Below are 21,636 nucleotides of genomic sequence, written 5' to 3'. Positions count from 1 at the left end.
CACCCCCTGCCCCGCCGTCCGCACCCCGCCCCGCGCGGGACATCACCTCTCCCGACCCAACCGACACCCCGCCCGCATCCACCGATTGGGCGCTTTGCGGTGGAATCCGAGGGTGCCGACCCCCGCATAGCGCCGCAAAGTGCCCAACGGATGTCGCGAAGGGCCGCCGGGAGCAGCAGGAGCTGTGGATAACCGGGAACGGCCTGGTTTCCTCGCCAAGATGGTCCTATGCGACTGCCCGGTGAGCTTCCCTCCCAGCTCACCGGGCCGTCGTTCAATCATGCGGACCTTGCCAACGCCGGGGTGTCGCGCGACCGGGTGCGTCGCAGGGACATCGTCGCCCTGTCGAGGGGGATCTACGCCCAGGAGCATGTCCTCCCGGAACCGGGCGACGCACGACACCTTCACCAGGCGCTGACCCTGGCGCGCTCTCTTCCCGACGTGTGGATCTCCCATGTCACGGCCGCGCGGATCCACCAGCTCCCGCTGCCGGATCGGCTGCTGCGCGAGACCACGGTTCATCTGTCCCACGCGGCGGGCACGACGCGCCGGATCAGGCGCCCTGAGGTCACCAGTCATCGCGTGCGAGTCCTCCCCGAGCAGCTCGTTCGCTGGAAGGGTGCCTGGCTGAGTTCCCGCGTCCGGACCTGGTGGGACCTGGCGACGCTGCTCACAGAGAAGGAGCTGGTCGTCGTCGGCGATCATCTCCTCCGCCGCCCCTACCGTTCCTTCGAGGCCCGCAGCACGCCGTTCGCAGTGGTGACCGAGCTGCAGCGGATCGTTGAACAGATGGGGAAGGTGCCGGGCCGCCGCCCCGCGCTGGCGGCTCTCGCGCTGATGCGGGTGGGCTCAGACTCCGCGACGGAGACCCGACTCCGACTCGCCCTGGTCCGAGCGGGGCTGCCCGAGCCCGCTCTTCAGGTGCCAGCGCGCCCGGACTGGCGACACTCACCCTGCGCCGATATGGGCTACCCGGACTGGAGGATCGCTCTGGAGTACGACGGCGGCACTCACTTCACGCCGGAAAAGGCCCGGTCCGACCAGCGCCGGGACAACATCTTCATCAGCGCCGGTTGGACGGTGCTCCATTTCAACGCGGTGGACGACGCGGAGGGGTTCAGCTCAGCCGTGAGGCAGGTGCGGGAGCTGATCGCGCGGCGACGGACGGTTTGAACAGGTCCACACCCTGATTTCGCGGCGTCCTGCCGCGTCCTGGGGCGTCCTGCAGTTCCAGCCGCACCGAGTGGGCACTTTGTGGCGGAATGGAGTCTCACAGCAGCGCTCATTCCACCGCAAGGCGCCCAATCGATGGTTCAGGCGCCACCGGGCGCTCGCTGACGCGGTGGGGACGCCCCACGCAGCAGATCACCGCGGCGGTGAACCTGCCTAGTTCGAGTAGACCGACTCGATGACGCCCTCGAAGTCGGCCAGCACCCGGTGGCGCTGCAGCTTCAGCGACGGCGTCATGTGACCTGACTCCTCAGAGAGTTCGACGTCGAGCAGCTCGAACTTGCGGATGGACTCGGCGCGCGAGACCCTGCGGTTCGCGGCCTCCACCGAGATCCCGATCTCCTGACGCACCTTGGGGTGCTTCGCGGCATCGATCAGCGACAGGGACCGGAACCCGTTGGCCCGGCACCAGTCCGTGACCGCGTCGGCGTCCAGAGTGATCAGCGCCGCCACATAGGGTCGGTCGTCGCCGACCACGAGGGCCTGGGCGACCAGCGGGTGCGCCCGGATGATCTCTTCCATCGGCATCGGGTAGACGTTCTTGCCGCCCGCGGTCACGATCAGGTCCTTCTTGCGCCCGGTCAGCGTGAGGAAGCCGTCCTCGTCCAGAGAGCCGAGGTCCCCGGTGCGGAAGAAGCCCTCCGCGTCGAAGGCCTCCGCAGTGGCCGCGGGCTGATTGTGGTAGCCGTCGAAGATCACCGGCCCCTTGAGCAGCACCTCTGAATCCTCGGCGATCCGCACGACGTTGCCGGGCACCGGGATGCCCACCGTGCCGACGCGGGTGGCGCCGGGGATGTTCAGCGTGATCGGCGCGGTGGACTCGGTGAGGCCGTAGCCCTCCTGGACCGGCAGTCCGATGCCGGTGAAGAAGTGTGCGATCTCGGGGTTCAGCGTGGAGGCGCCGGAGATCATGTAGCGGACGCTGCCGCCCAGGCGGGCGTGAAGCTTCGCGTAGACCAGTTTGGCGAACATCGCGCGCCGGGCGCGCAGCCGCACCGAGGGCCCCGGGCCCTCCCCCATCGCCTCGGCCTGCAGCGCCTTGGAGTACGCGATCGCGGTCTCCTTGGCGGTCTCGAAGATCTTCCCCTTGCCCTCGGCACGAGCCTTGGCGGAGGCCCCGTTGTAGACCTTCTCGAAGACCCGCGGCACCGCGAGCAGCCAGGTGGGGCGGAAGCTGCCGAGATCCTCGAGCAGCGTCGCGGCGCTCGCCGAATGGGCCACCTGCACCCCGCGGTGCAGGCACATCAGCTGCACGGCGCGCGCCAGCACATGGGCCAGCGGCAGGAAGATCAGCGTGCGGGACTCGTTCTCGCCGAGGATCTGGTCGGCGAAGGGCAGGATGTTCGCTGCCCCTTCGGCCAGGTTGCGGTGGGTGATGCGCACACCCTTGGGCTGCCCGGTGGTGCCGGAGGTGTAGACCAGCGTGGCGACGTCGTCGAGGTTGGCGTGGGAGCGGGCAGCTTCGAGCCGCTCATCCGAGATGTGCTCCCCCGAGGCGGCGAGGTCGTCGAGCTGACGGACCTCTCCGATGGGCAGCACCGCGGGGCGATTCCCGTTGAGTTTCACCCCGGCTGCCCGCAGGACGTCTTGCAGCGCGACGCTTCCGGCGAGCGCGAACTTCGCGCCGGAGTCCTGCAGCAGCTCGCTGACCTGGTGCGGGGAGCTGGTCTCGTAGATCGGCACGGAGATCGCGCCGGCGAACCAGATGGCCTGATCGACCACCGCCCAGCTGTAGCTGGTGGGCGCCATGACCGCGATCCGGTCTCCTGGCTCAACCCCGAGCGCGATCAGTCCTTTGGAGACCCCGCGGACCTGGTCCAGGAAGCTGGTGATCGAGACGTCCACCCAGCCGCCGGTCCCATTGGGCACCGCGTAGACCGGCTGGTGCGGGCGAGCGGTCCAGAGATCCAGGACCCCATCAGTGGCATTCGTGTCCGGCTCCAGCCACGCGACCTGCGCGGTGGCGGATTCACGGATCTGGTTGCTGCTCGTCCGGGCAGCACGTTCGCTGCCCACATTCTCCTCGGTCATGGCTCCGCCTGCTCATCGATTCCCCTGCGGTGGAGTGCCTCTCCGCTGTGCAGACCATTCTACTGTTCAACCAGACTTTTCGGCGCGCCTCCGGGCCAGTGCGGCGTCATAGATCTCACTGGCGGGAACCGCGTGCACAGCACCGATCTCTTTGGCCGCGGTCTTGAGCTTGGCGCCCTCGGCGACCCGCTGCAGAACGACGTCGGCAAGCTGGGTCAGGCTCATCGGCTCAGCACCTGCCCCGGCGGCCGAGCCGCCGCCGATCACCAGGACCATCTCGCCGCGCAGGTGCCGTTCTGCGGCGATGCCGGCCAGCTCGCCCAGGCCTCCGCGCAGCACCTCCTCGTAGCGCTTCGTGAGTTCTCGGGCCAGCGCCGCGGGACGCTGCTCCCCCAGCGCTGCGGCGAACTCGCTCAGCGTGGCCGCGATCCGGTGCGGGGATTCGAAGAGCACCGTGGTCCACTCCTCGGTGTCGAGCCGGTCGAGCAGCTTCTTGCGCTCTCCGGCCTTGCGCGGGACGAACCCGGCGAAGGTGAATCGGTCGGTGGGCAGCCCGGAGAGCGCCAGTGCGGTGGTCACCGCTGAGGCGCCGGGAGCCACGGTGACGCCGACTCCGGCGGCGATGGCGGTCTCGACCAGCCGGAACCCGGGATCCGAGACCGACGGCATGCCGGCGTCGGAGACCACCAGGATCCGGGTCCCCTGCCGCGCCTGCTCGACGAGCTCCTCGGAGCGGGACGCCTCATTGTGCTCGTGCAGGCTGACCACTCGGGCGTGGAAGGTGACCTGCAGCGCGCGGGCGAGATGCCGCGCGGTTCGGGTGTCCTCCGCGGCGATGACCTCCGCAGTGCCCAACAGCCGTTTGAGCCGGTCGGTCGCGTCACCGAGATTTCCGATGGGGGTCGCGGCCAGCACGATCGGGGTGTCCCAGAGATTGGAGTCCGCCGGCTCCAGGTTGCTCTCGGATCGGTCTGCCTCGCCTGACTCCATGACACGCCCGCTTCTGATAGGTGACCGGCTTGCGCCAAGTAGCATACCCATAGTGAACCCCGCCGAGCCTGCCCGCCGCATTCCGTTCCCCGCCGGGGTGACCGGCGCCCTGGGCGAGCGCGATCCCGACCCGCTCTCCCGGATGCAGCGGCGGCTCCACGCGGAGCCGTACCGCCCCGGAATCTGGGGCTGGATCCTGCCGGCACTGATCACGCTCTTCGCCGGGATCCTTCGGGTTCGCGACCTCGGGACACCGCACCTGCTGATGTTCGACGAGACCTACTACGCCAAAGACGCCTACGCGCTGCTGCTCACCGGCTACGAGCTGGCCTGGCCGGAGGACGCCGACGACGCCTGGCTCGCCGGTGATCCGCAGCCCGAGGACGACGGCTCCTATGTGGTGCACCCGCCGCTGGGTAAGTGGATGATCGCGCTGGGGCTGCGGGTCTTCGGCCAGGACGGTGCGTTCGGCTGGCGGATCTCGAGTGCAGTCGCGGGAACCCTTGCGGTGCTGCTGATCATGCTGATCGCGCAGCGGATGTTCCGCTCGGTCTTCCTGGGCGCCTTCGCCGGGATGCTCACCGCCGTCGAGGGCCATCACCTGGTGATGAGCCGCGTGGCGCTGCTGGACATCTTCATGATGCTCTTCCTGCTCGCGGCCTTCGGAGCGCTGCTGGCCGATCGATACAGCGGACGACGGCGGCTCGCCGCCTGGGCGGTCCGCCGCGAGTCCCACGATCGGCGGGCCGGCCCCTGGTTGGGGGTCCGTCCCTGGCGGCTGCTCGCCGGAGTGCTGCTGGGCGCGGCGGTGGCGGTCAAGCTCTCCGCACTGGCCTTCATCCCCGTCTTCGGCGTCATGGTCATCCTCTGGGACCTGCAGGCCCGGCGCCTCGCCGGCGTCACGCACTGGGCCCGGTCCGGGCTCCTCAAGGACGGGCTCCCGGCGGTGGCCACGGTGCTGCCCCTCGCGGCCGCGACCTACCTGGCCAGCTGGACCGGCTGGCTGAGCTCGCAGGGCGGCTGGGGCCGGCAGTGGCACCTGGAGCACCCCGCCGAGGGCCTGGCCCGGTTGATCCCGGACCCGATCCGCTCACTGATCCACTACCACGCCTCGGCCGCGGATTTTCATCAGGGACTCGACAGCGCGCACGACTACGCCTCCTCCCCCTGGACCTGGCCGTTCATGGGACGCCCCGTCTCGATGCACTATGACTCGGTCTCCGCCGGAGAGACCTATGAACAGACCGGTGAGCTCTGCGCCGCGGAGACCTGCTCATCAGCGGTGCTGGACCTGGCCAACCCGCTGATCTGGTGGGCTGGTCTGATCGCACTGGTGCTGGTGACGCTGCTCTGGCTGGGGCGCCGGGACTGGCGCTGCGGCGCGATCCTCTCCGGCGTCGCGGCCGGGCATCTGGTCTGGCTGCTCTTCCCCGATCGGACCACCTTCTTCTTCTACACGATCAGCTATCACCCGTTCCTGATCCTCGCGCTCACCGCGGTGGCCGCTCTGGTGCTGCGCCTCGGCACCGCGGACCGGCGCCCCGACGGGACGGCGCGCAGCGCGGCGGCGATCCTGGCGGCGCGCCAGCGCAACACCGTGGTCCTGCTGTGCTTCGTGATGCTGTGCGTGGCCACCTCGGCGTTCTTCCTGCCGCTCTGGACCGCGGAGCTGATCCCCTACGAGCAGTGGCGGATGCGGATCTGGATCGATTCCTGGCTCTGAATCTGCGCCCGCTCACCGTTGCCAGCGGTTCTCTCCGGGTGTCCGGGCCTAAGCTGGGGGCAGCCGAACAGGTCGAAAGGAAGATCTCGAGCATGCTTCATCCCGCCGCATCACTGCCTTCGCGCATCCTCTCGGCCGAGGGAACCCGCTGGTCGGTGGAACGCGTCTGGCCGGTTCAGGGGGAACCAGGGCTGCTGGCGGTGGAGGTCATGGCCGCGGACGAGGTCGACGACGTCGACGGCGCCGGACACTCGCCGGCCGAGACGGAGGCCTCCCCCGCCGGGACCGCCGATGCTCCTGCGCCCCGTCGCGCCCGCCGGGCCGGACACTTCCGGATCCAGCAGCACGCCGGCGCCGCGCGCCCCGACGAACAGCTCGAGCTGTTCCCGCCCGGCACCGATCCCCAGCTGCCCGCGCTGGAGCGCACCGCCCAAGGCGGGCTGGTGATCGCCCATGAACCCGGCCTGCGAGCCGTGGTGCGGCATCGCGACGGAACACAGGAGAGCTATACCGTGGTGCTGCCGGACGGCGGCGCGGCTGAGCTGCTCGCCGGCATGCGTCGGGCGCAGGCCTTCTCGGGGCCCTTCCGGCTCCCCCGCCTGATCAGCCACGACGACGCCGTCGCCACCTTCCAGGCGCTGCCCGGCGTCTCCCTGCACAGACCGCACCGGATCGGGGCTGAGGCCTGGGAGAACGCCTGGGACCAGTCTCTGGATGCCTGGTCCACCGCCATCCAGCACCCTGGGGAGCTCCCCGCCAGCACTCCGGTCCACGGGGCGGCCACGGAGATTCGTCGGTTGCAGCGCTGGGAAGCGCTGACCCGGCCCTACATCGTCGGGGCGGAGCTGTTTCAGGCGAGCGTCACGGCCGCCTGTGAAGCTCTGGCGTCCATCCCCGAGCGCCGGATGGTGCCCGCGCACCGGCAGCTGAGGGACGAGGATCTGCTCTACTCCGCTGACCTGGGCCCGGGACTGGTGAAGGTGTCCAACGCCGGGTGGGCACACCCCGCGCTGGACCTGGGCGGACTGCGTGCCGGGGCCAAGTGGAACGAGCTGCGCGGCCTCTGGGACGCTCCCCGCCGCGCGGTGGTCGACCGGCTGATCAACGACACCGCGTACCGGAACGGCGTGCCTGCACACGCGCTGGACGCCTACGAACGGGCCGCGCTGCTGCGCCTCAGCGCCCAGTTCACCTTCTCTCCCCGCCTCGCCGACGCCGCAGAGGCGCTGCGGGCCAACCTCGTCCAGTCCGCGCACCGGAGCTGAGTCGATGCCCAGTCCGGAGTCCGAGATGTTGCCTGAACCGCCGCGGGAGCGCGCGCCCGACCTCGCACCGGACGCGGCTCCCGGGCCTGAGTCTCCGTCTGCCGGTGTCGCTGCCGGTGCCGGTGCCGGTGCCGGTGCGGCAGCATCTGCTGCAGCGCGTGCTGACCGGTCCTCGATCGACCTGGCGAAGGCGGCTGCCCGATCCCGGCTCCGTGCTGCCCGCCGGCAGCTGACTGCGGACCAGGTCGCTGCCCGCGCGCAGGCCCTGGCACGGGTCCTTCCGTCGGTGGTGCCGGCAGGCTCCGCGGTGGCCGGGTATATGCCGATGCCCGGTGAGCCAGATGTGCGCCCGTTTCTCACCGAGCACGCGGCCGACGGCGGCGCCGTCTACGTTCCGGTGATCGCCAGCCCGCAGAGCCGGGTCCTCGAATGGGTGCGCTGGACGCCCGACGCGCAGCTGCAGCGCAGCGCCTTCGCGGCGATCGATGAGCCTCACGGCGACCGGTTGAGCACCGTCGCCCTGCGCGAGCTGCACCCCGAGGGGCTCACCGTCCTGGTGCCCGGACTGGCGGTGGACCATGACGGAGCACGCATGGGCCAGGGCGGCGGCTTCTACGACACGGCCTTCGGAGCCTCCCCCGACCAAGGGACCTCGACCCGCGCAGCGACCGAGACCCGAGACTCCGGCTCACGAGACCCGCACTCCCGGGACCCGCGCCGCCGAGACTCGCTGCGCTTCATCGCGGTGGTGCACGCCGCAGAGGTGCTCAGTCCCGGCACCTTCCCGGTGGAGGCCCATGACCTGCGGGTGCATGGCATCGTGACCGAACTCGGAGCCACCACGCTGAGGGCTCTATAATCGGTGGGCAGCGTCGCCGCAGTCTGCCCGACTGCGCCGGCCCGTCCCACGTCATTCACCTCTGAGGAACTTGATGCCCACTTACGCCTATGCCTGCAAAGACTGCAGCCATGCCTTCGACATCGTGCAGAAGTTCAGCGAGGACTCGCTGACCGTCTGCCCCGAATGCCAGGGCACACTGCGCAAGAAGTTCGGCTCCGTCGGAGTCTCCTTCAAGGGCTCCGGCTTCTACCGGACCGACTCCCGCGCGGCGGCCAGCTCAGGCACCGACTCTTCGAAGAGCTCCAGCTCAGAGGGGTCATCCTCCGGCTCCAGCAGCTCCTCCGATTCCTCCGGGGCCGGTTCCAGCACGACCAAGGCAGCCTCTGGCGCGGCCTCCACCGCCGGATCATCGAGCTCCTCCAGCTGACTCCGCAGCGGGCGGATCCTCCGGTTCGCTGGTAGCCGGGGGCTCCCCGGCACCGCGCAGGCTCAGGTGCAGCCTTCCCTCCTGGGTGGCCTGCGCGATCGCCTCCGCCGTGGCAGGGTCCACGGCGAGAATCACGACGCCGCCCGCCTCAGCTCCGCTGGGCAGCCAGTTCTCCGAATCATCCTGTGGGGTCCACAGCACCGGCGCGGCGGTCGCGACCGACGCCGAGGACGAACCCCGTTCCAGGGTGTCGCTGGAGGCCAGCACGTCCACCCGCTGACCGGGCGTGAGCATCCCGACCATCGCTGGATCGGCCGGACGCACCGGCACCGCGACCGTGCCCGGCTCCTGCCCGGCGAGCAGACCCGGGCCCACCAGCTGATCCGGGTGGATCAACGCCCCCGCCGGAAGCGGAACCGCGACCTGTCGTCCCAACACCTCCTCCGGCCGCGCGGCGTAGTCGCGCGGAACCGCGGCCACGTCGACCTGGACCTCCTCGATCACGGTGGCGCTGAGCCGCTCCCCGGCCCCGATGTCAGAGCTGACCCGCAGCGCCGCGGTCGTCTCGACCTGTCCCTCAGCGCCCGTGAGGACCGCCGCGCCGGCGGCGCCGAGTCCCAGCAGCAGCGCCAGGGGTAAGCGGAACCGCTGGATGAGTCGGGGCAGCCCGGAGCCACGCAGTCGACGACGGACCCGCGGCGACCTGGCCCGCTGCCCCCGGGGCTTCAGCGGGGACTGCGACGACGCCGCCGGACGCGGACGGGACGACGGCGGTGACGGGACCGACGGCCGTGACCGGAATGACGGCCGTGGCTGGCGTGACTCGCGTGACGGCCGTGATCGCCGGTCCTGCATCAGCCGCGCTGACTCCGGCGGCGGTGACTTCCGTGACGCTGACTCGGGAGGCTTTGACTCCGGTGGCGGCGGCAGCCGCAGGGGCTGCTTCGACCTCGACTGCCGGTCTGGAGGCAGCGTCCGCGGTGCAGGTCTTTTGGCCCGGCGAGGGCGCTGTGGAATGAAGGGCTCCGTCGCTATGCGGGCGGCCGGCGGGGTGCGCGCCGGGCGCGGAGCCGACCCGGGAAGCGGCGTCGGTGTCCGGGGATGGGCCGGGTCGCCGCTGCGGGGGCGCCGTTCGGGGCTGATGCTCTCCATGCCCACCAGCGTCCACCAGGACTTGGCTCGGGAGGCTGTTCCACTCTTGCGCTGTGGAGGCCGCGCGCGACCTGCGTCTCTCCGACCGCCTGGGGAAAAGCGCGGCTCAGTCGGAGGGCTGCGAGGACTAGCCCCAGTGCGGTGGGCGCTGACTCAGGATCCACTGCTCGTGCGCGGTCAGCGGCGCCTGGGGCGCGCTCTTCTCGGCGCCCTGCGTCTGTGTGGGCTGGGCCTCGCCTGGCTTCCTCATCCCGGCCGTCGAGTTCTCCGGGGCTGGTGTCCCTGCACCGGAGTTCGTGCGGCCCTTGGCGTCCTCGGGTGGGAACGCATCGGCACGGAACGGGTCGGTGAAGTCAGACTCCACCTCGTGGGACTGGCCTGAGGTGGGTGGGGCGACCACGCGTCGTCGTCCGCGCCTCCCGGCTGCGCCCGATCCGGCACGCCCGGTCACGCCATACCCGGCCCCGCCTGATCCACTCGCGCCAGACTCGGCCCCGCCGGGTTCAGCCGCCCGAGCCCGGGGTCCGGGGTCTACTGCTTCCATGCCCCGCGCTCCCGCGGCGGCAGCCACTTCTTGGACTTGCGGTGTGAGTCCTCATCCTCGAGGTCCGCTGCGCCGCCGAAACGGATCCCCTCGCTGCGCGTCTCCTGCTCACGCGCACGGCGGCTGCGTGGCGGCTCTCCCGCGGTGTGCACGGTGATCCGGCCGGACTCGGCGAACTCCGGTCCGGAGGCGAGACCCACCTGCTCGGCGACCACCTCGGTGCAGCGCACCGGGTTGGAGAACACCTCGATGGTCCAGAGCGCCATATAGCTCCAGCCCAGCGCCTCGAATGCGGCGGGACGCTGCCGGGAGCGTTCGCGCACCGACATCGAGCCATAGCTCCTGGTGCCGTCGGAGACCATCGCCACCGGAACCATGGGCTGGTCCGGGGTGAACCTGCGCGAGCACGCGGCGAGGTCCAGGGTGCCGCGGAACCCGTCCTCCACACGTCCGCCGCGGGCCCGGATCCGGTCCACCAGGTCAAGCACCAGCGGATCGGTCAGCTGCGCCGAGGCCGTGGGGTTGTCCGAGCCCTCCAGACCCAGCTTGATCAGGTCATACATCTCGGGGGCGCCCCCGGTCAGCGAGGGACGGTCCATATCGGTATAGGAGAGCGAGGTGACCACCCGCAGGTGCTCACGCGCCCTGGTCAGCGCGACGGCGAAGTGCTCCCGGCCGCGGACCTCGGAGAGCTCCCCGAACCGGGTAGCAGCCTCGCCCTTCACGGAGCGGCCGAAGCCGAGGCTGAAGATCACGTCGTCGCGGACCAGACCTGCGGCGCGCTCCACCGGGGTGACCACGAAGCCCTCGCCGTGGGCGCCCTCGGTGAAGAACGGCTTGGCCCAGCCGTGGTTCGCCAGGTTCAGCCGGATCGCGTCGGCGAGCCGGCGGGCGTGCCACGCCGAGCCGGTGATGACGGCGAGGGAGTGTCCGCGGCGGGAGCGCACATGCTCGAAGACCATGTCCACCACCCGGTTGACCTCACCGGTGGGTGATTCCACCGCGTCGCGGTACCCGGCCTGGCCGCCCGCCACCAGCTCCACGGTGAAGCGTCGGTCCTGGCCGGTCAGCTGCGCGGCGTCGGGAAGTCGGGTGAGCTCGCCGTCGTAGAGCGCGGAGGAGAGCAGCCCGGTGAGCTCCTGATCGACCCCACGGTGCACCTGGCGCAGCGCATACTGCGGCAGCACCGCGGCGAGCTCGGCGTAGATCGAGGCCGGACGGTGCTGCTCGGCCTCGCGGGCCACCGGATCGGCGGAGACATGGAAGGGGGTGGGTGAGCCGGCCCGGGGATCCCCGAAGGCGACCACCTGGGCGGCCCGGGTCACGGCGTTCAGTGCGGTGGGCACCGCGAGCGACTCGGCGTCGAGCAGGATGACGACGTCGGCGCGGAAGTCGTTCGGGAACTGCTCGCCCAGCCCCAGCGGGGAGGTCGTCCAGATCGGGACCAGCGGCTGCGTCACCTTGGGGTTGATCGCCTCCAGGGCCTCGATGGTGGGAGTCGAGTCCCGCAGCAGGGCGCGCAGGCTCGCGGCGGCCTGCGGGTGGGCCTCCACGGCGGACTTCCAGCGCACAGACAGGGCGTGGCCCAGTCGCTGGGCGCTGGACTCGATGTGCGCGGCGTCGGAATCACGGAAGGTCTGCTCGAGGCTGCGCAGGTTCTCCCCGGTGGTCATCGCCAGGTAGTCGTCCCCGGAGATCATCGCCTCCAGGGCGGACTGCCACCAGGCGAGCTCCAGCTCGTCGGCGACGACGTTGGCGCTGATCTCGCGCTCGGAGAAGTCCTCGATGAGCTCGCGGAAGCCCTGCTCGCGCAGCTGCTCGCCGAGCAGCGTCCGTTCCGGGAGGGACTCCAGCGGCTTCTCATCTGCGGCGAGGGTCTCCACGGTCTCGAGCAGCTGCTCGATCGGCATCTCGGTCAGCGGCCCGGTCTCCAGCACCTCGTCGAGGCGCTGCAGCCGAGCCTGGACCTTGCCGAAGGTCTCGCAGAGCCGGTCCAGCTGGTGCGGGACCTTCGGCGCGGAGCCCGCGCTGGACCACTGGTTCCATTCCTCCCGCTCGGACTGCACATCGATCAGCGAGGAGTGCAGATCCCCGATGGCCACACCGGGGCGCACGTACTCCTTGGCGACCCGGCGCAGCCGGGAGCGGGTCACAGACGTCATCTCCACGTTGTTCTGTCGGCGCCACCAGCCGGGGGCTGTGGCCGCGATGAGATCATCCACCGCGCGGGCGTAGACGTCGTGGCTGAACCTCCCCAGCGATTCCTGCACCCGCTGGAAGAGCAGCACCTGGCTGTTCCACTCGCTGAACGTCGCGCCCGGGGTGATTCCGGCGGCCTGGCAGGCCGAGACCATCATCTTCTGCAGCGCCGGCAGATCCTCGCGCAGCTGGATGACCAGGGCCATCGCGTCCCGGGTCTCCTGACGGTTGGAGAGTCGGGCGTTGAACCAGGGGCTGTCGCGGGTCTCCGCGGAGAACGCGCCCAGCTCGGCGGCGCGCTTGAGCTTCACCGTGATCTGGCTGCGGTCCACGGTGTTGTCCAGCACCGACCGCTTCAGCCGGACCGAGGTCGACGGCGCCGGGTTCAGGCTGGTCAGCGCGGCAAGCGCCTGCATGGCCTGGTAGGGCGAGCAGTCCCAGCGACGGCGCACATTGTGCAGCGACTTCACGTGGTCCACCAGCTGGTGGCGGGACTTCTTCAGCTTCGAATGCAGGGTGCCCAGGCGCGGCGGCTCGGCGCGCTCATTGCGCCGGATCGCGCGGATGAGCTGGTCGCGAATGTCGTCGGAGGTCGCGGCCGCGGAGAGGTTGCCCGCCAGAGTGCCCAGGTGAACCTCGGTGAGTCGGTGCTTGAACTGCTCCAGGGTGGCGGTGCGCTCGGCCAGGACCAGCACCCGCCGGCCCTGCCAGGCGAGGCCGGCGGCGGCGTTGATCGCGGTCTGGGTCTGGCCGGTTCCCGCGGGGGCGGAGATGACGGCGGACTGCCCGGCCAGGATCGCGTCCAGGGCGGCCTGCTGATGCGGATCTGCATCGGCCACGAGCCGTTCATCGCGGGGATCGCGATCGTCCACGGACGCCAGCTCCTGCAGCGCGCGCTCGGCGCGGGTCTGGCCCAGGGGCTCACCGGTGGCCATCGCGTGGATGACGGGATGATCGAGGTCCAGTCCGCTGGGGTCCCCCAGGAAGGTGAGGTCCGCGAAGGTGGAGACGTAGAGCTGACGCCACACCTGCACCGAGTGCATCGTGTCGACGTTGCCGGCGATCCTGGCGAGCGCATCGGCCGGTCTGTTCGGGTCGAAGCGGGCGGTCACGTAGCCGGTGTTGTGGAACTCCACCGGGTCCAGCCGGGTGCCGTGCCGCGTGGCCAGGTGGCGGATCAGGGCAGGGTTGAGCCGGGCGGGTGCGCTGAACTGGATCTCGAAGTCGCCGCTGCCGTCCTCACGGGGGCGCAGGGTGATCGGCACCAGCATCACCGGCGCGGTGAAGTCCTCGGTGAACTGCTCCCCCGAGGAGCCCCGTCCCGCGTCCTCGACCCAGCTGACCACGCCGGCGGCCAGGAAGCCGACGTCGACGCCGCGCTCCTCGGACATCTCCCGGGTCTTGGCGCGGATGCCCTGGGCGGCCTGCTTGCCGATGGTGAACGCGTTCTGATCATTGAGCAGCGTGGAGAGCCGCGTCTTGCGGCCTGCCATCAGCTGCATCATGCCCGAGGAGTTGGCATCGGTGAGGTCGATGGCGTTGTGCTGGCTCGGGGAGAAGCGCAGCATCGTGTCGTTCTCGGTGCCTGAGCCCACAGACTCCAGCCAGCCGTGCACCGGATCACGCCCGTCGGCCGGCGCGGAGTCGAGGCCAGCGGATTCCGGACCGGCGGACCCGAAGTCGAAGTAGGCGGCGTCGGGGGACGTGGAGTCTGGGGACGCCGCCGAGTCGGCAGACCCAGGAGATCCCGGGGACGCGGGGGATCCAGGCGACGCCGGGGACCCGGGCGAGGCTGGTGAGTCCGGCGAATCCGGAGACTCGGCGGAGTCTGCGGAGTCGGGAGAATCAGGGGTCGACGCCGATCCTGCCGAGCTCGCGAAGCTCGCGGCCTCCGGGGACTCGGCGGACCCGGCTGAGACCGAGGCTGCGCGGGCGTCGTCGGGGGTGTGCGGATGCTGCTGCACTGCAGGTGCTGCGGGCTCGTCCTTGGACGACTTGTCCCACTCCTGCGCGGCTGGTTCTTTGCTCACAGACGACCTTCCACAATCCCCAACGGGAGGGGCTCACGCCCGCTCCCGCACCCCCGTCTCCGTCAGGAATGACGAGGATCGCCGATAATTACATGGGTTGAAGTCTAATGAGCCCGGCGGCACATCCTGCAATAGGTTTCAGCCTGACCTTGAAACCGCTGGCCAGTGCCGGGTCAGAAGACGAAGTAGGCCAACGATCCGATCAGGAACGCCGAGATCGCGAGCCCGGCCAGCAGGAATTCGAGCAGGATCCCGAGCCCGACGGCGCGCAGCGCATACAGGCTCGCGGTCCCCGCGGCGCGCCAGTCGCGCTCCCGGCGCACGAATTCCGCGCCGAAGAGACCCACGGCGAAGCCGATGAAGAGCCCGAGCGGCGGGAAGGCGATCAGCCCGACGAGCGCCGCGACGACGGCGATCAGGATCGGCCCGCGCGGGATCTGCTGCCGGTGCATCGATCGGCCGGTCAGGATCGTGGAGCTGCCCCAGCCGATCACGGCCAGGACGGTGCCGAGGATCGCCGCCGTCCATACCACCGGGCCGCCGATCAGCACCGCCCAGACGATCAGGGTGCCGATGATCAGCAGCGAGCCCGGCAGGATCGGCAGCACCACGCCGAGCGCGCCGAGGATCAGCAGCAGCCCGGCGATGACGGTGGTGATCGCCTCAGCGGTGGTGGAGTCCAGCATGAGTCTTCCGACTCACTCCCATTCGATGGTGCCCGGCGGCTTGGAGGTGACGTCCAGGGTGACCCGGTTGACCTCTTCGACCTCGTTGGTGATCCGGTTGGAAATCTTGGCGAGCAGCTCATAGGGCAGGCGGGACCAGTCCGCGGTCATCGCGTCCTCGGAGGAGACCGGGCGCAGCACGATCGGGTGCCCGTAGGTGCGCCCGTCGCCCTGGACGCCGACGGAGCGGACATCGGCGAGCAGCACGACCGGCATCTGCCAGACCTCCTGGTCCAGCCCGGAGGCGGTGAGCTCCTCGCGGGCGATCGCATCGGCCTTGCGCAGGATCCGCAGCCGGTCCTCGGAGACCGAGCCGATGATCCGGATGCCCAGCCCCGGGCCCGGGAAGGGCTGGCGCTGGACGATCTCGGCGGGCAGGCCGAGCTCGGCGCCGACCGCGCGGACCTCATCCTTGAACAGCGCGCGCAGCGGTTCGACCAGCTTGAAGACCATGTCCTCGGGCAGGCCGCCGACGTTGTGGTGGGACTTGATGTTCGCCGCACCCTCGCCGCCGCCGGATTCCACGACGTCGGGGTAGAGGGTGCCCTGGACCAGGAACTCGACCTTGGCGCCGTCGGCCGCCGCCTCGGCGAGCACTGCCTTCTCCGCACCCTCGAAGGCGCGGATGAACTCGCGTCCGATGATCTTGCGCTTTGTCTCGGGGTCGGTGACGCCTTCGAGCGCGGCGAGGAATCGTTCGCGCTCGTCGGCCACGTAGAGCTTCGCACCGGTGGCGGCGACGAAATCACGTTCGACCTGCTCGGCCTCGCCTTCGCGCAGCAGCCCGTGGTCGACGAACACGCAGGTCAGCTGGTCACCGATGGCCTTCTGCACCAGGGCTGCGGCCACGGCGGAGTCCACGCCGCCGGAGAGGCCGCAGATCACGCGGGAATCCCCGACCTGGGCGCGGATCGCGGCGACCTGCTCCTCGACGATGTTGCCGGTGGTCCACTCCGGAGTCAGCCCGGCCCCGTTGTAGAGGAAGTTCTCGATGACCTGCTGGCCCTGGGGCGAGTGGCGCACCTCGGGGTGCCACTGCACGCCGTAGAGCTTGCGCTCCTCATCGGCGAAGGCCGCGACGGGGGCGCCTTCGGAGGAGGCCAGCACCTGGAAGCCCTCGGGGGCCTTCTGCACGGAGTCGCTGTGCGACATCCAGGTGGACTGGACCGCATCGGTGCCGGTGAGCAGCGAGTGCGGGGCGTTGACGCTGCGCACCTCGGTCTTGCCGTATTCGCGGTCTCCGGTGCGGGCGACCTCGCCGCCGAGGCTGTGCGCCATCGCCTGGAAGCCGTAGCAGATGCCCATCACCGGGATGCCGGCCTCGAAGAGCTCGGACTCCACCGCGGGGGCGCCCTCGGCGTAGACCGAGGAGGGTCCGCCGGAGAGGATCACGGCGGAGGGGTTGCGCGAGATGATCTCGGATGCGGCGAGGGTGTGCGGGACGACCTCGGAGTACACGCGGGCCTCACGCACTCGGCGGGCGATGAGCTGGGCGTACTGCGCGCCATAGTCCACCACCAGGACGGTCTGGGCCTCGGGGTTCGATCGCTCCACGGCGGGGACGGCAGAGTCTGCGGAATCAGGCTGAGAAGTCACCGCTCCATCCTAGCGGCCAGCGCGGAGTGGGCGCGCGTGGGCGGACCGGCCCTCGTGGGCACGCCTGACTCCGGAGCCTCTCGCAGCACCCTCCGCCACGTCGCCGGGGCACAAACGGGCGGAATAACCCGGCCCGGGCGCTCATAGCGCCCGTTTTCGCCCCAGGGATGCAGATCTCACATCTGTTGCGGGTTCTCCCCCATTCCGCCCCGCCCTGCGGTCCCGCCTAGGATGTAGGCGACCATACGCGCCCCATGCAGGACAGGAAAGACTCATCATGACTGCCGACCCAGCTTCGCTCCACGCCCAGCACGTCGGAGAGACGGGTGAGACCGTGGTGTTCCTGCACGGGCTCTTCGGTCAGGGCAAGAATTTCACCCAGATCGGCAAGGCGCTCACGCCCGACCTGCAATCAGTCCTGGTGGATCTTCCCAACCACGGCGCATCCGAGTGGACCGAGACCTTCGACTACGTCGAGCAGGCTGACCTCGTGGCGGAGCATCTGCGAAGCACCGTGGCAGGCGACGCCCCGGTGCATCTGCTGGGTCATTCGATGGGCGGCAAGGTTGCCATGGTGCTGGCCCTTCGGCACCCGGAGCTGGTCAGCCGCCTCGCCGTCGTCGACATCTCTCCGGTCGCGCACGAGTCCATGGACGAATTTGATCACCTGATCAGCAGCCTGAGCCGTCTTGACCTCGGTGGGCTCTCCTCGCGCGGGGAGGCTGATGAGCTCTTGCAGGAGCCGATCCCGGAGAAGATGGTCCGCGGGTTCCTGCTGCAGAGCCTGGTCCGATCCGGCGACGGATTCCGCTGGCGCGTGAACCTGGACCTGCTCCATGAGTCCCTGCCCGCCATCGGCAGCTTCCCTGAGTTCGACGGCGAACAGTTCGACGGTCCTGTGCTCTGGATTGCGGGAGCAGACTCCAGCTACGTGCAGGACGAGCACGACTCCGCCATGCGGCAGCTCTTCCCGCGCGTCACCCAGACGACCATCAAGGACGCAGGCCACTGGGTCCACGCCGAGAAGCCCGAGGTGTTCACGGCCGTGCTCAGGGCCTTCTTCACCGCCGACTGACGGGCACCGTCCACCGACTGATGTATCAGGCCGAGAACGACGACGCCGCCGCTCCGCCACATCCCCGGGGCGCAAACGGGCGCAATCGCCCGGCCCGGGGCGCTCATAGCGCCCGATTTCGCCCCAGCGATGCAGACCCTCCACCGACTGGGCAGAAGACGTCGGTATAGGCCCCGCCCCGGAGACGCTTATGTCGACGTTTAGTGCCCAATCGATGCGGCGGCTGGGCCCCGGGGCGGGTCTATGATGCGTGCATGACTCAGGCAGGTGCGCAGCAGCGGGCACAGGTGCAGCGGCGCACGCTCACCGTCGTCGTCTTCAGCCAGATCCTGGGCGGGGCCGGACTGGCCGCGGGCGTCACCGTGGGCGCACTGCTGGCTCAGGAGATGCTCGGCTCGGCGAGCCTGGCGGGACTGCCGATCGCGCTGTTCACCGTGGGATCCGCGCTGGCGGCGTTCACCGTGGGTCGGGTGAGTCAGCGCTGGGGACGCCGGATCGGGCTGAGCATCGGTTTCAGCGCCGGCGGACTCGGGGCGCTCGGAGTCGTGGCCGCGGCGGTCGCGGATCAGGTCCCGCTGCTCTTCCTCGCGCTGTTCATCTACGGCTCCGGAACCGCGACGAATCTGCAGGCCCGCTACGCCGGGACCGACCTCGCACCGGAGTCCCGCCGGGCCACCGCGATCAGCATTGCCATGGTCTCCACGACCCTCGGTGCGGTGGCCGGACCGAATCTGGTGGAGCCGCTCGGGGACCTCGCGACTCGCCTCGGGATCCCCCCGTTGGCGGGTCCCTTCCTGCTCGCAGCGGCGGCCTACCTCGCGGCAGGCGCGATCCTCTTCGTCTTCCTGCGCCCGGACCCGTTCCTGCTGGCCCGGGAGCTCGCCGAGGTCGAGGCGGCCGATGCAGCGACCGCCGAGCAGGCCCCAGGGATCGAGGAGACAGGGTCCGCTCCCCCACCCGCTCCTCGACCGGAGAAGGGTGCCTACATCGGCGCCACGGTCATGGTGCTGACCCAGATCGCGATGGTCGCGATCATGACCATGACCCCGATCCATATGCTCGCCCACGGCCACGGTCTGGGCTCGGTGGGGCTGGTGATCGGGCTTCACGTGGGCGCCATGTGGCTGCCCTCGCTGGTCACCGGGGTGCTCGTGGACCGGTTCGGTCGGATCCCGATGAGCGTCGTGGCCGCGGTGATCCTGCTCGGCGCGGGCCTGGTGGGCGCCGTCGCCCCCGGGGATTCGCTGGGGCTGCTGATCCTGGCGCTGATCATGCTCGGGGTGGGCTGGAACGTGGGGCTGATCGCCGGCACGGCGCTGGTCGTGGACGCGACGGTCCCGGAGAACCGCCCGCGCACCCAGGGCGGCATCGATGTGCTGATCGCGCTCGCCGGAGCCGGCGGCGGGGCGATGTCGGGGATGGTGATGTCTGCGACGAGCTTCGAGCAGCTCTCCCTCGGCGGCGGGCTGCTCGCGCTGCTGCTGATCCCGGTGCTCTTCTGGGCTCGCCGCAGCCACGCGGGGGCCGCACCGGCGACGAGCTAGCGCTGCCCGCGGACCGGCTCAGTAGCGACGCACGGCCTCGGGGTTGGACGCCACGTCCGACCGCACCTCGCGGGCGATCTTGCGCTCCACCACGAAGCTCAGGAACGGCACGACGCCGCCGAGCACGATGGTGACCAGCCGGCCGACCTTCCAGGTCATCAGGTACCAGAGCCGGAACCCGGCGATGATGTAGATGACGTAGATCCAGCCGTGGATCACCGCGATCCAGTACGAGATGCCGGTGCCGTCGACCACCGAGTCCTTCGGGTGGAAGCCCAGCGAGTTCTCCGCGCCCTCGGCGGTGGTGCCGCCGGCGTAGAGCTCATAGCCGAAGCCATAGTCCATGATCATCTTGGCGACCAGGATCAGCAGCATGATGCCGGTGACGAAGGCGAAGACCTTGTAGAACTTCAGCGCGCCCTGGATCTGCGCGGCGGTGCCGCCGAAGCGGCGCTGCCGGGGCCGCGGAGGCGCCGGCGGAAGGTCATCGGCCGTCTGGGCGCCGGCGGCCTGAGACTCGGTGGTCGGGGCATCGGTCCGGGGGGAATCGCCTGTGCGGGAATCACTCATACGTCACTAGTCTTTCGCTTGGGTCTGCTGCCGCAGGGCGAGCTGCTCGGCGCGCCACTGCTCCTGCCATTCACGGTCCAGTCGTTCCTCCTCCAGCTGCTTCTCGTGGGCGTCCTTGACCAGGCGCCACCAGAAGAAGAAGGCGAAGCCGGCGAAGAGGGTCCACTCCACGCCGTAGAAGAGGTTCAACCAGTTGATGTCGGAGGTCTCCGGCTGCGGGTCGACCTGGACCGGCTCCATGCCGGAGGACGACGACGCCGCGCCCAGCTCCGTGCCGCTGGCATCCAGGGTCTCGAAGGCCACCAGGAAGCCGGAGTATCCCGGCTCGTCCCAGACGTTGATGAGCTCCGCCGGGGAGAGCGTGGGGAAGATCTGTGTGCCATCGGCGGACATGCCGCGCTGACCCGGGCCCGGAGCCTCGGGGGGAAGCAGCCTGCCCTGGATCTCGACCGGCTCTCCGGCGGGGAGCTCGTCAGCCTCGGCGGGGTCGGCGACCCAGCCGCGGACCACCGGGATGATGTTGTCATCCGGGGCGTCATCCGGGCGGAACGCCGCGACGACCCAGTAGCCGGAGTTCCCGTTCTGCAGGCGTTCCTCGACGAGCACCTGGGTGGCTTCGAGGAATTCACCGCTGGCGTCCACGATCCGGTCCGCCTCGGCCACCGTCATCGGCCGCTGGGGCTCGTGGACCTCCGTGAGCGGGACCGGGGTCTCGGTGATCTCCTGGGTCGGGGGCGGTTCCGAGCTCGACTCGCTGAACTGCCAGGCGCTCAGCACCACGAAGACTGTGGCCAGGACCAGCGCCAGGGCGAGGGTCCCGATCCATTTGGGCTGCAGAGCGGTCTTGAGCACCTGTCAAGGATACGCGCCATACCGAGGCCCGGGTGCGCCGTGGTCGTGATGTTTCTACAATCGGTAGAAAAGTGCAGAATAAGTATGAGTGATCAACCCGATTTATCCCTGTGCGGTCAGGGGTGTCATGATGTCCTCATGATGCGCCTCGATCACGTCTCTTACGCAGTCGGTCCTGATGGAATGGAAGCCACGGTGGAACGAATCACCGATGCGCTGGGCGTGGAACGCGTCCGCGGCGGCATCCATCCACGCTTCGGCACTCGCAATGCCATCATTCCCCTGGAGAACCGGCAGTACCTCGAGATCGTCGAGGTGCTCGACCACCCCAGCGCGGACAAGGCCCCCTTCGGCCAGGCGGTGCGCAACCGCTCCCTGGTCGGCGGCGGCTGGATGGGCTGGTGTGTGAGCGTCGACGACCTCACCCCCTTCGAGGAGCGGCTCGGCCGCAAGGCGGTTCCGGGCAACCGCAAGTTCCCCGACGGCCAGGAGCTGACCTGGCAGCAGATCGGGATCAAGGGGCTCATCGCTGACCCCCAGGTGCCCTACCTGCTGCGCTGGAACGAAGGCACCGACGGGCTGCACCCCTCCCAGGCCTATCCCCCAGAGGCGGCGCTGACCAAGCTGAGCATCGCCGGCTCCCCGGACCGGGTGACCGAGTGGCTCGCCTGCCCGAACGTGGATCCCTTCGAGGATGTCGACGTCGAGTGGATCGCTCCGTCCGGGACTCCCGGCATCATGTCGGTCACCTTCCGCAGCCCGAAGGGCACCATCACCATCTGAGCCGGTACTCGGTCTGCACCCGCAGGCCCCTCGGACTCGGCGTCCCGGGACCCGCTTCC

At 69.9% G+C, this 21,636-nt stretch carries 17 protein-coding genes; 8 read left to right on the top strand and 9 right to left on the bottom strand.

The features are described 5' to 3' along the window. Positions 1–228: 228 nt before the first annotated feature. Positions 229–1,173, top strand: coding sequence for a hypothetical protein (locus BCL67_RS03690; protein ID WP_106122097.1), 945 nt, complete (start codon positions 229–231; stop codon positions 1,171–1,173). Between the two features lie 213 nt (positions 1,174–1,386). Here BCL67_RS03690 and BCL67_RS03685 read toward each other — a convergent pair whose 3' ends face one another. After that, positions 1,387–3,261: an AMP-dependent synthetase/ligase gene (locus BCL67_RS03685; RefSeq protein WP_106122096.1), complete on the bottom strand. Its 1,875-nt coding sequence runs from the start codon at positions 3,259–3,261 to the stop codon at positions 1,387–1,389. A 66-nt stretch (positions 3,262–3,327) separates the two neighbouring features. Then, the gene (rsmI, locus tag BCL67_RS03680; protein ID WP_106122095.1) at positions 3,328–4,251 is read right to left on the bottom strand and encodes a 16S rRNA (cytidine(1402)-2'-O)-methyltransferase; all 924 of its coding nucleotides are present in this window, start codon (positions 4,249–4,251) and stop codon (positions 3,328–3,330) included. Positions 4,252–4,303: 52 nt separating this feature from the next. Here rsmI and BCL67_RS03675 point away from each other — a divergent pair, with 52 nt between their 5' ends. From BCL67_RS03675 to BCL67_RS03660, 4 genes are all read left to right on the top strand, one after another. Then, positions 4,304–5,974 carry a dolichyl-phosphate-mannose--protein mannosyltransferase gene (locus tag BCL67_RS03675; protein ID WP_258174729.1) on the top strand — a complete coding sequence of 557 codons (1,671 nt, stop codon included), beginning with the start codon at positions 4,304–4,306 and terminating at the stop codon, positions 5,972–5,974. Between the two features lie 92 nt (positions 5,975–6,066). After that, positions 6,067–7,239, top strand: a complete 1,173-nt coding sequence (locus tag BCL67_RS03670) for a hypothetical protein (RefSeq protein WP_106122093.1) — start codon at positions 6,067–6,069, stop codon at positions 7,237–7,239. A gap of 25 nt (positions 7,240–7,264) precedes the next feature. Further along, positions 7,265–8,098 carry a 5-formyltetrahydrofolate cyclo-ligase gene (locus tag BCL67_RS03665; RefSeq protein ID WP_146131067.1) on the top strand — a complete coding sequence of 278 codons (834 nt, stop codon included), beginning with the start codon at positions 7,265–7,267 and terminating at the stop codon, positions 8,096–8,098. 73 nt (positions 8,099–8,171) lie between these two features. Further along, positions 8,172–8,507 carry an FmdB family zinc ribbon protein gene (locus BCL67_RS03660; protein ID WP_106122091.1) on the top strand — a complete coding sequence of 112 codons (336 nt, stop codon included), beginning with the start codon at positions 8,172–8,174 and terminating at the stop codon, positions 8,505–8,507. On the opposite strand, the gene cpaB is transcribed toward BCL67_RS03660, so the two are convergent. The 5 genes from cpaB to guaA all read right to left on the bottom strand — a co-directional run bounded on the left by cpaB (position 8,487) and on the right by guaA (position 16,711). Next, positions 8,487–9,362, bottom strand: a complete 876-nt coding sequence (cpaB, locus tag BCL67_RS03655) for a Flp pilus assembly protein CpaB (RefSeq protein ID WP_106122090.1) — start codon at positions 9,360–9,362, stop codon at positions 8,487–8,489. The two genes, BCL67_RS03660 and cpaB, sit on opposite strands and share 21 nt — an antisense overlap. Before the next feature lie 424 nt (positions 9,363–9,786). Further along, positions 9,787–10,203 carry a hypothetical protein gene (locus BCL67_RS03650; RefSeq protein ID WP_219886387.1) on the bottom strand — a complete coding sequence of 139 codons (417 nt, stop codon included), beginning with the start codon at positions 10,201–10,203 and terminating at the stop codon, positions 9,787–9,789. Beyond that, on the bottom strand, positions 10,191–14,432 hold the full coding sequence (locus tag BCL67_RS03645) for a DUF4011 domain-containing protein (RefSeq protein WP_181255872.1): 4,242 nt from the start codon (positions 14,430–14,432) through the stop codon (positions 10,191–10,193). The genes BCL67_RS03650 and BCL67_RS03645 overlap by 13 nt, the downstream gene beginning before the upstream one ends. Before the next feature lie 173 nt (positions 14,433–14,605). Then, positions 14,606–15,118, bottom strand: coding sequence for a DUF456 domain-containing protein (locus BCL67_RS03635; protein ID WP_106122086.1), 513 nt, complete (start codon positions 15,116–15,118; stop codon positions 14,606–14,608). A gap of 12 nt (positions 15,119–15,130) precedes the next feature. Continuing rightward, positions 15,131–16,711: a glutamine-hydrolyzing GMP synthase gene (gene guaA, locus BCL67_RS03630; protein ID WP_106122148.1), complete on the bottom strand. Its 1,581-nt coding sequence runs from the start codon at positions 16,709–16,711 to the stop codon at positions 15,131–15,133. Positions 16,712–17,030: 319 nt separating this feature from the next. Here guaA and BCL67_RS03625 point away from each other — a divergent pair, with 319 nt between their 5' ends. Both BCL67_RS03625 and BCL67_RS03620 read left to right on the top strand, forming a co-directional pair. Further along, on the top strand, positions 17,031–17,828 hold the full coding sequence (locus BCL67_RS03625) for an alpha/beta fold hydrolase (RefSeq protein WP_106122085.1): 798 nt from the start codon (positions 17,031–17,033) through the stop codon (positions 17,826–17,828). A 254-nt stretch (positions 17,829–18,082) separates the two neighbouring features. After that, on the top strand, positions 18,083–19,372 hold the full coding sequence (locus tag BCL67_RS03620; RefSeq protein WP_106122084.1) for an MFS transporter: 1,290 nt from the start codon (positions 18,083–18,085) through the stop codon (positions 19,370–19,372). Positions 19,373–19,390: 18 nt separating this feature from the next. Here BCL67_RS03620 and BCL67_RS03615 read toward each other — a convergent pair whose 3' ends face one another. Both BCL67_RS03615 and BCL67_RS03610 read right to left on the bottom strand, forming a co-directional pair. Beyond that, on the bottom strand, positions 19,391–19,942 hold the full coding sequence (locus BCL67_RS03615) for a DUF3817 domain-containing protein (protein WP_106122083.1): 552 nt from the start codon (positions 19,940–19,942) through the stop codon (positions 19,391–19,393). 6 nt (positions 19,943–19,948) lie between these two features. Next, positions 19,949–20,794, bottom strand: a complete 846-nt coding sequence (locus BCL67_RS03610; protein WP_106122082.1) for an SURF1 family protein — start codon at positions 20,792–20,794, stop codon at positions 19,949–19,951. A gap of 138 nt (positions 20,795–20,932) precedes the next feature. On the opposite strand from BCL67_RS03610, the gene BCL67_RS03605 reads away from it, so the two are divergent. Continuing rightward, positions 20,933–21,577, top strand: a complete 645-nt coding sequence (locus BCL67_RS03605; RefSeq protein WP_106122081.1) for a VOC family protein — start codon at positions 20,933–20,935, stop codon at positions 21,575–21,577. The last annotated feature ends 59 nt before the right edge of the window (positions 21,578–21,636 follow it).

Source organism: Nesterenkonia sandarakina, assembly GCF_003003175.1.
Taxonomy (GTDB): Bacteria; Actinomycetota; Actinomycetes; order Actinomycetales; family Micrococcaceae; genus Nesterenkonia; species Nesterenkonia sandarakina_A.
This window is presented reverse-complemented; position numbering and strand designations above follow the sequence as displayed.

Bases quoted from the DNA above. Each gene is read 5' to 3' on its own strand.
- BCL67_RS03690 (WP_106122097.1), top strand. From the start codon at position 229: ATGCGACTGCCCGGTGAGCTTCCCTCCCAGCTCACCGGGCCGTCGTTC.
- BCL67_RS03685 (WP_106122096.1), bottom strand. From the start codon at position 3,261: ATGACCGAGGAGAATGTGGGCAGCGAACGTGCTGCCCGGACGAGCAGC.
- rsmI (WP_106122095.1), bottom strand. From the start codon at position 4,251: ATGGAGTCAGGCGAGGCAGACCGATCCGAGAGCAACCTGGAGCCGGCG.
- BCL67_RS03670 (WP_106122093.1), top strand. From the start codon at position 6,067: ATGCTTCATCCCGCCGCATCACTGCCTTCGCGCATCCTCTCGGCCGAG.
- BCL67_RS03665 (WP_146131067.1), top strand. From the start codon at position 7,265: ATGTTGCCTGAACCGCCGCGGGAGCGCGCGCCCGACCTCGCACCGGAC.
- BCL67_RS03660 (WP_106122091.1), top strand. From the start codon at position 8,172: ATGCCCACTTACGCCTATGCCTGCAAAGACTGCAGCCATGCCTTCGAC.
- cpaB (WP_106122090.1), bottom strand. From the start codon at position 9,362: ATGCAGGACCGGCGATCACGGCCGTCACGCGAGTCACGCCAGCCACGG.
- BCL67_RS03650 (WP_219886387.1), bottom strand. From the start codon at position 10,203: ATGGAAGCAGTAGACCCCGGACCCCGGGCTCGGGCGGCTGAACCCGGC.
- BCL67_RS03635 (WP_106122086.1), bottom strand. From the start codon at position 15,118: ATGCTGGACTCCACCACCGCTGAGGCGATCACCACCGTCATCGCCGGG.
- BCL67_RS03625 (WP_106122085.1), top strand. From the start codon at position 17,031: ATGACTGCCGACCCAGCTTCGCTCCACGCCCAGCACGTCGGAGAGACG.
- BCL67_RS03620 (WP_106122084.1), top strand. From the start codon at position 18,083: ATGACTCAGGCAGGTGCGCAGCAGCGGGCACAGGTGCAGCGGCGCACG.
- BCL67_RS03615 (WP_106122083.1), bottom strand. From the start codon at position 19,942: ATGAGTGATTCCCGCACAGGCGATTCCCCCCGGACCGATGCCCCGACC.
- BCL67_RS03605 (WP_106122081.1), top strand. From the start codon at position 20,933: ATGATGCGCCTCGATCACGTCTCTTACGCAGTCGGTCCTGATGGAATG.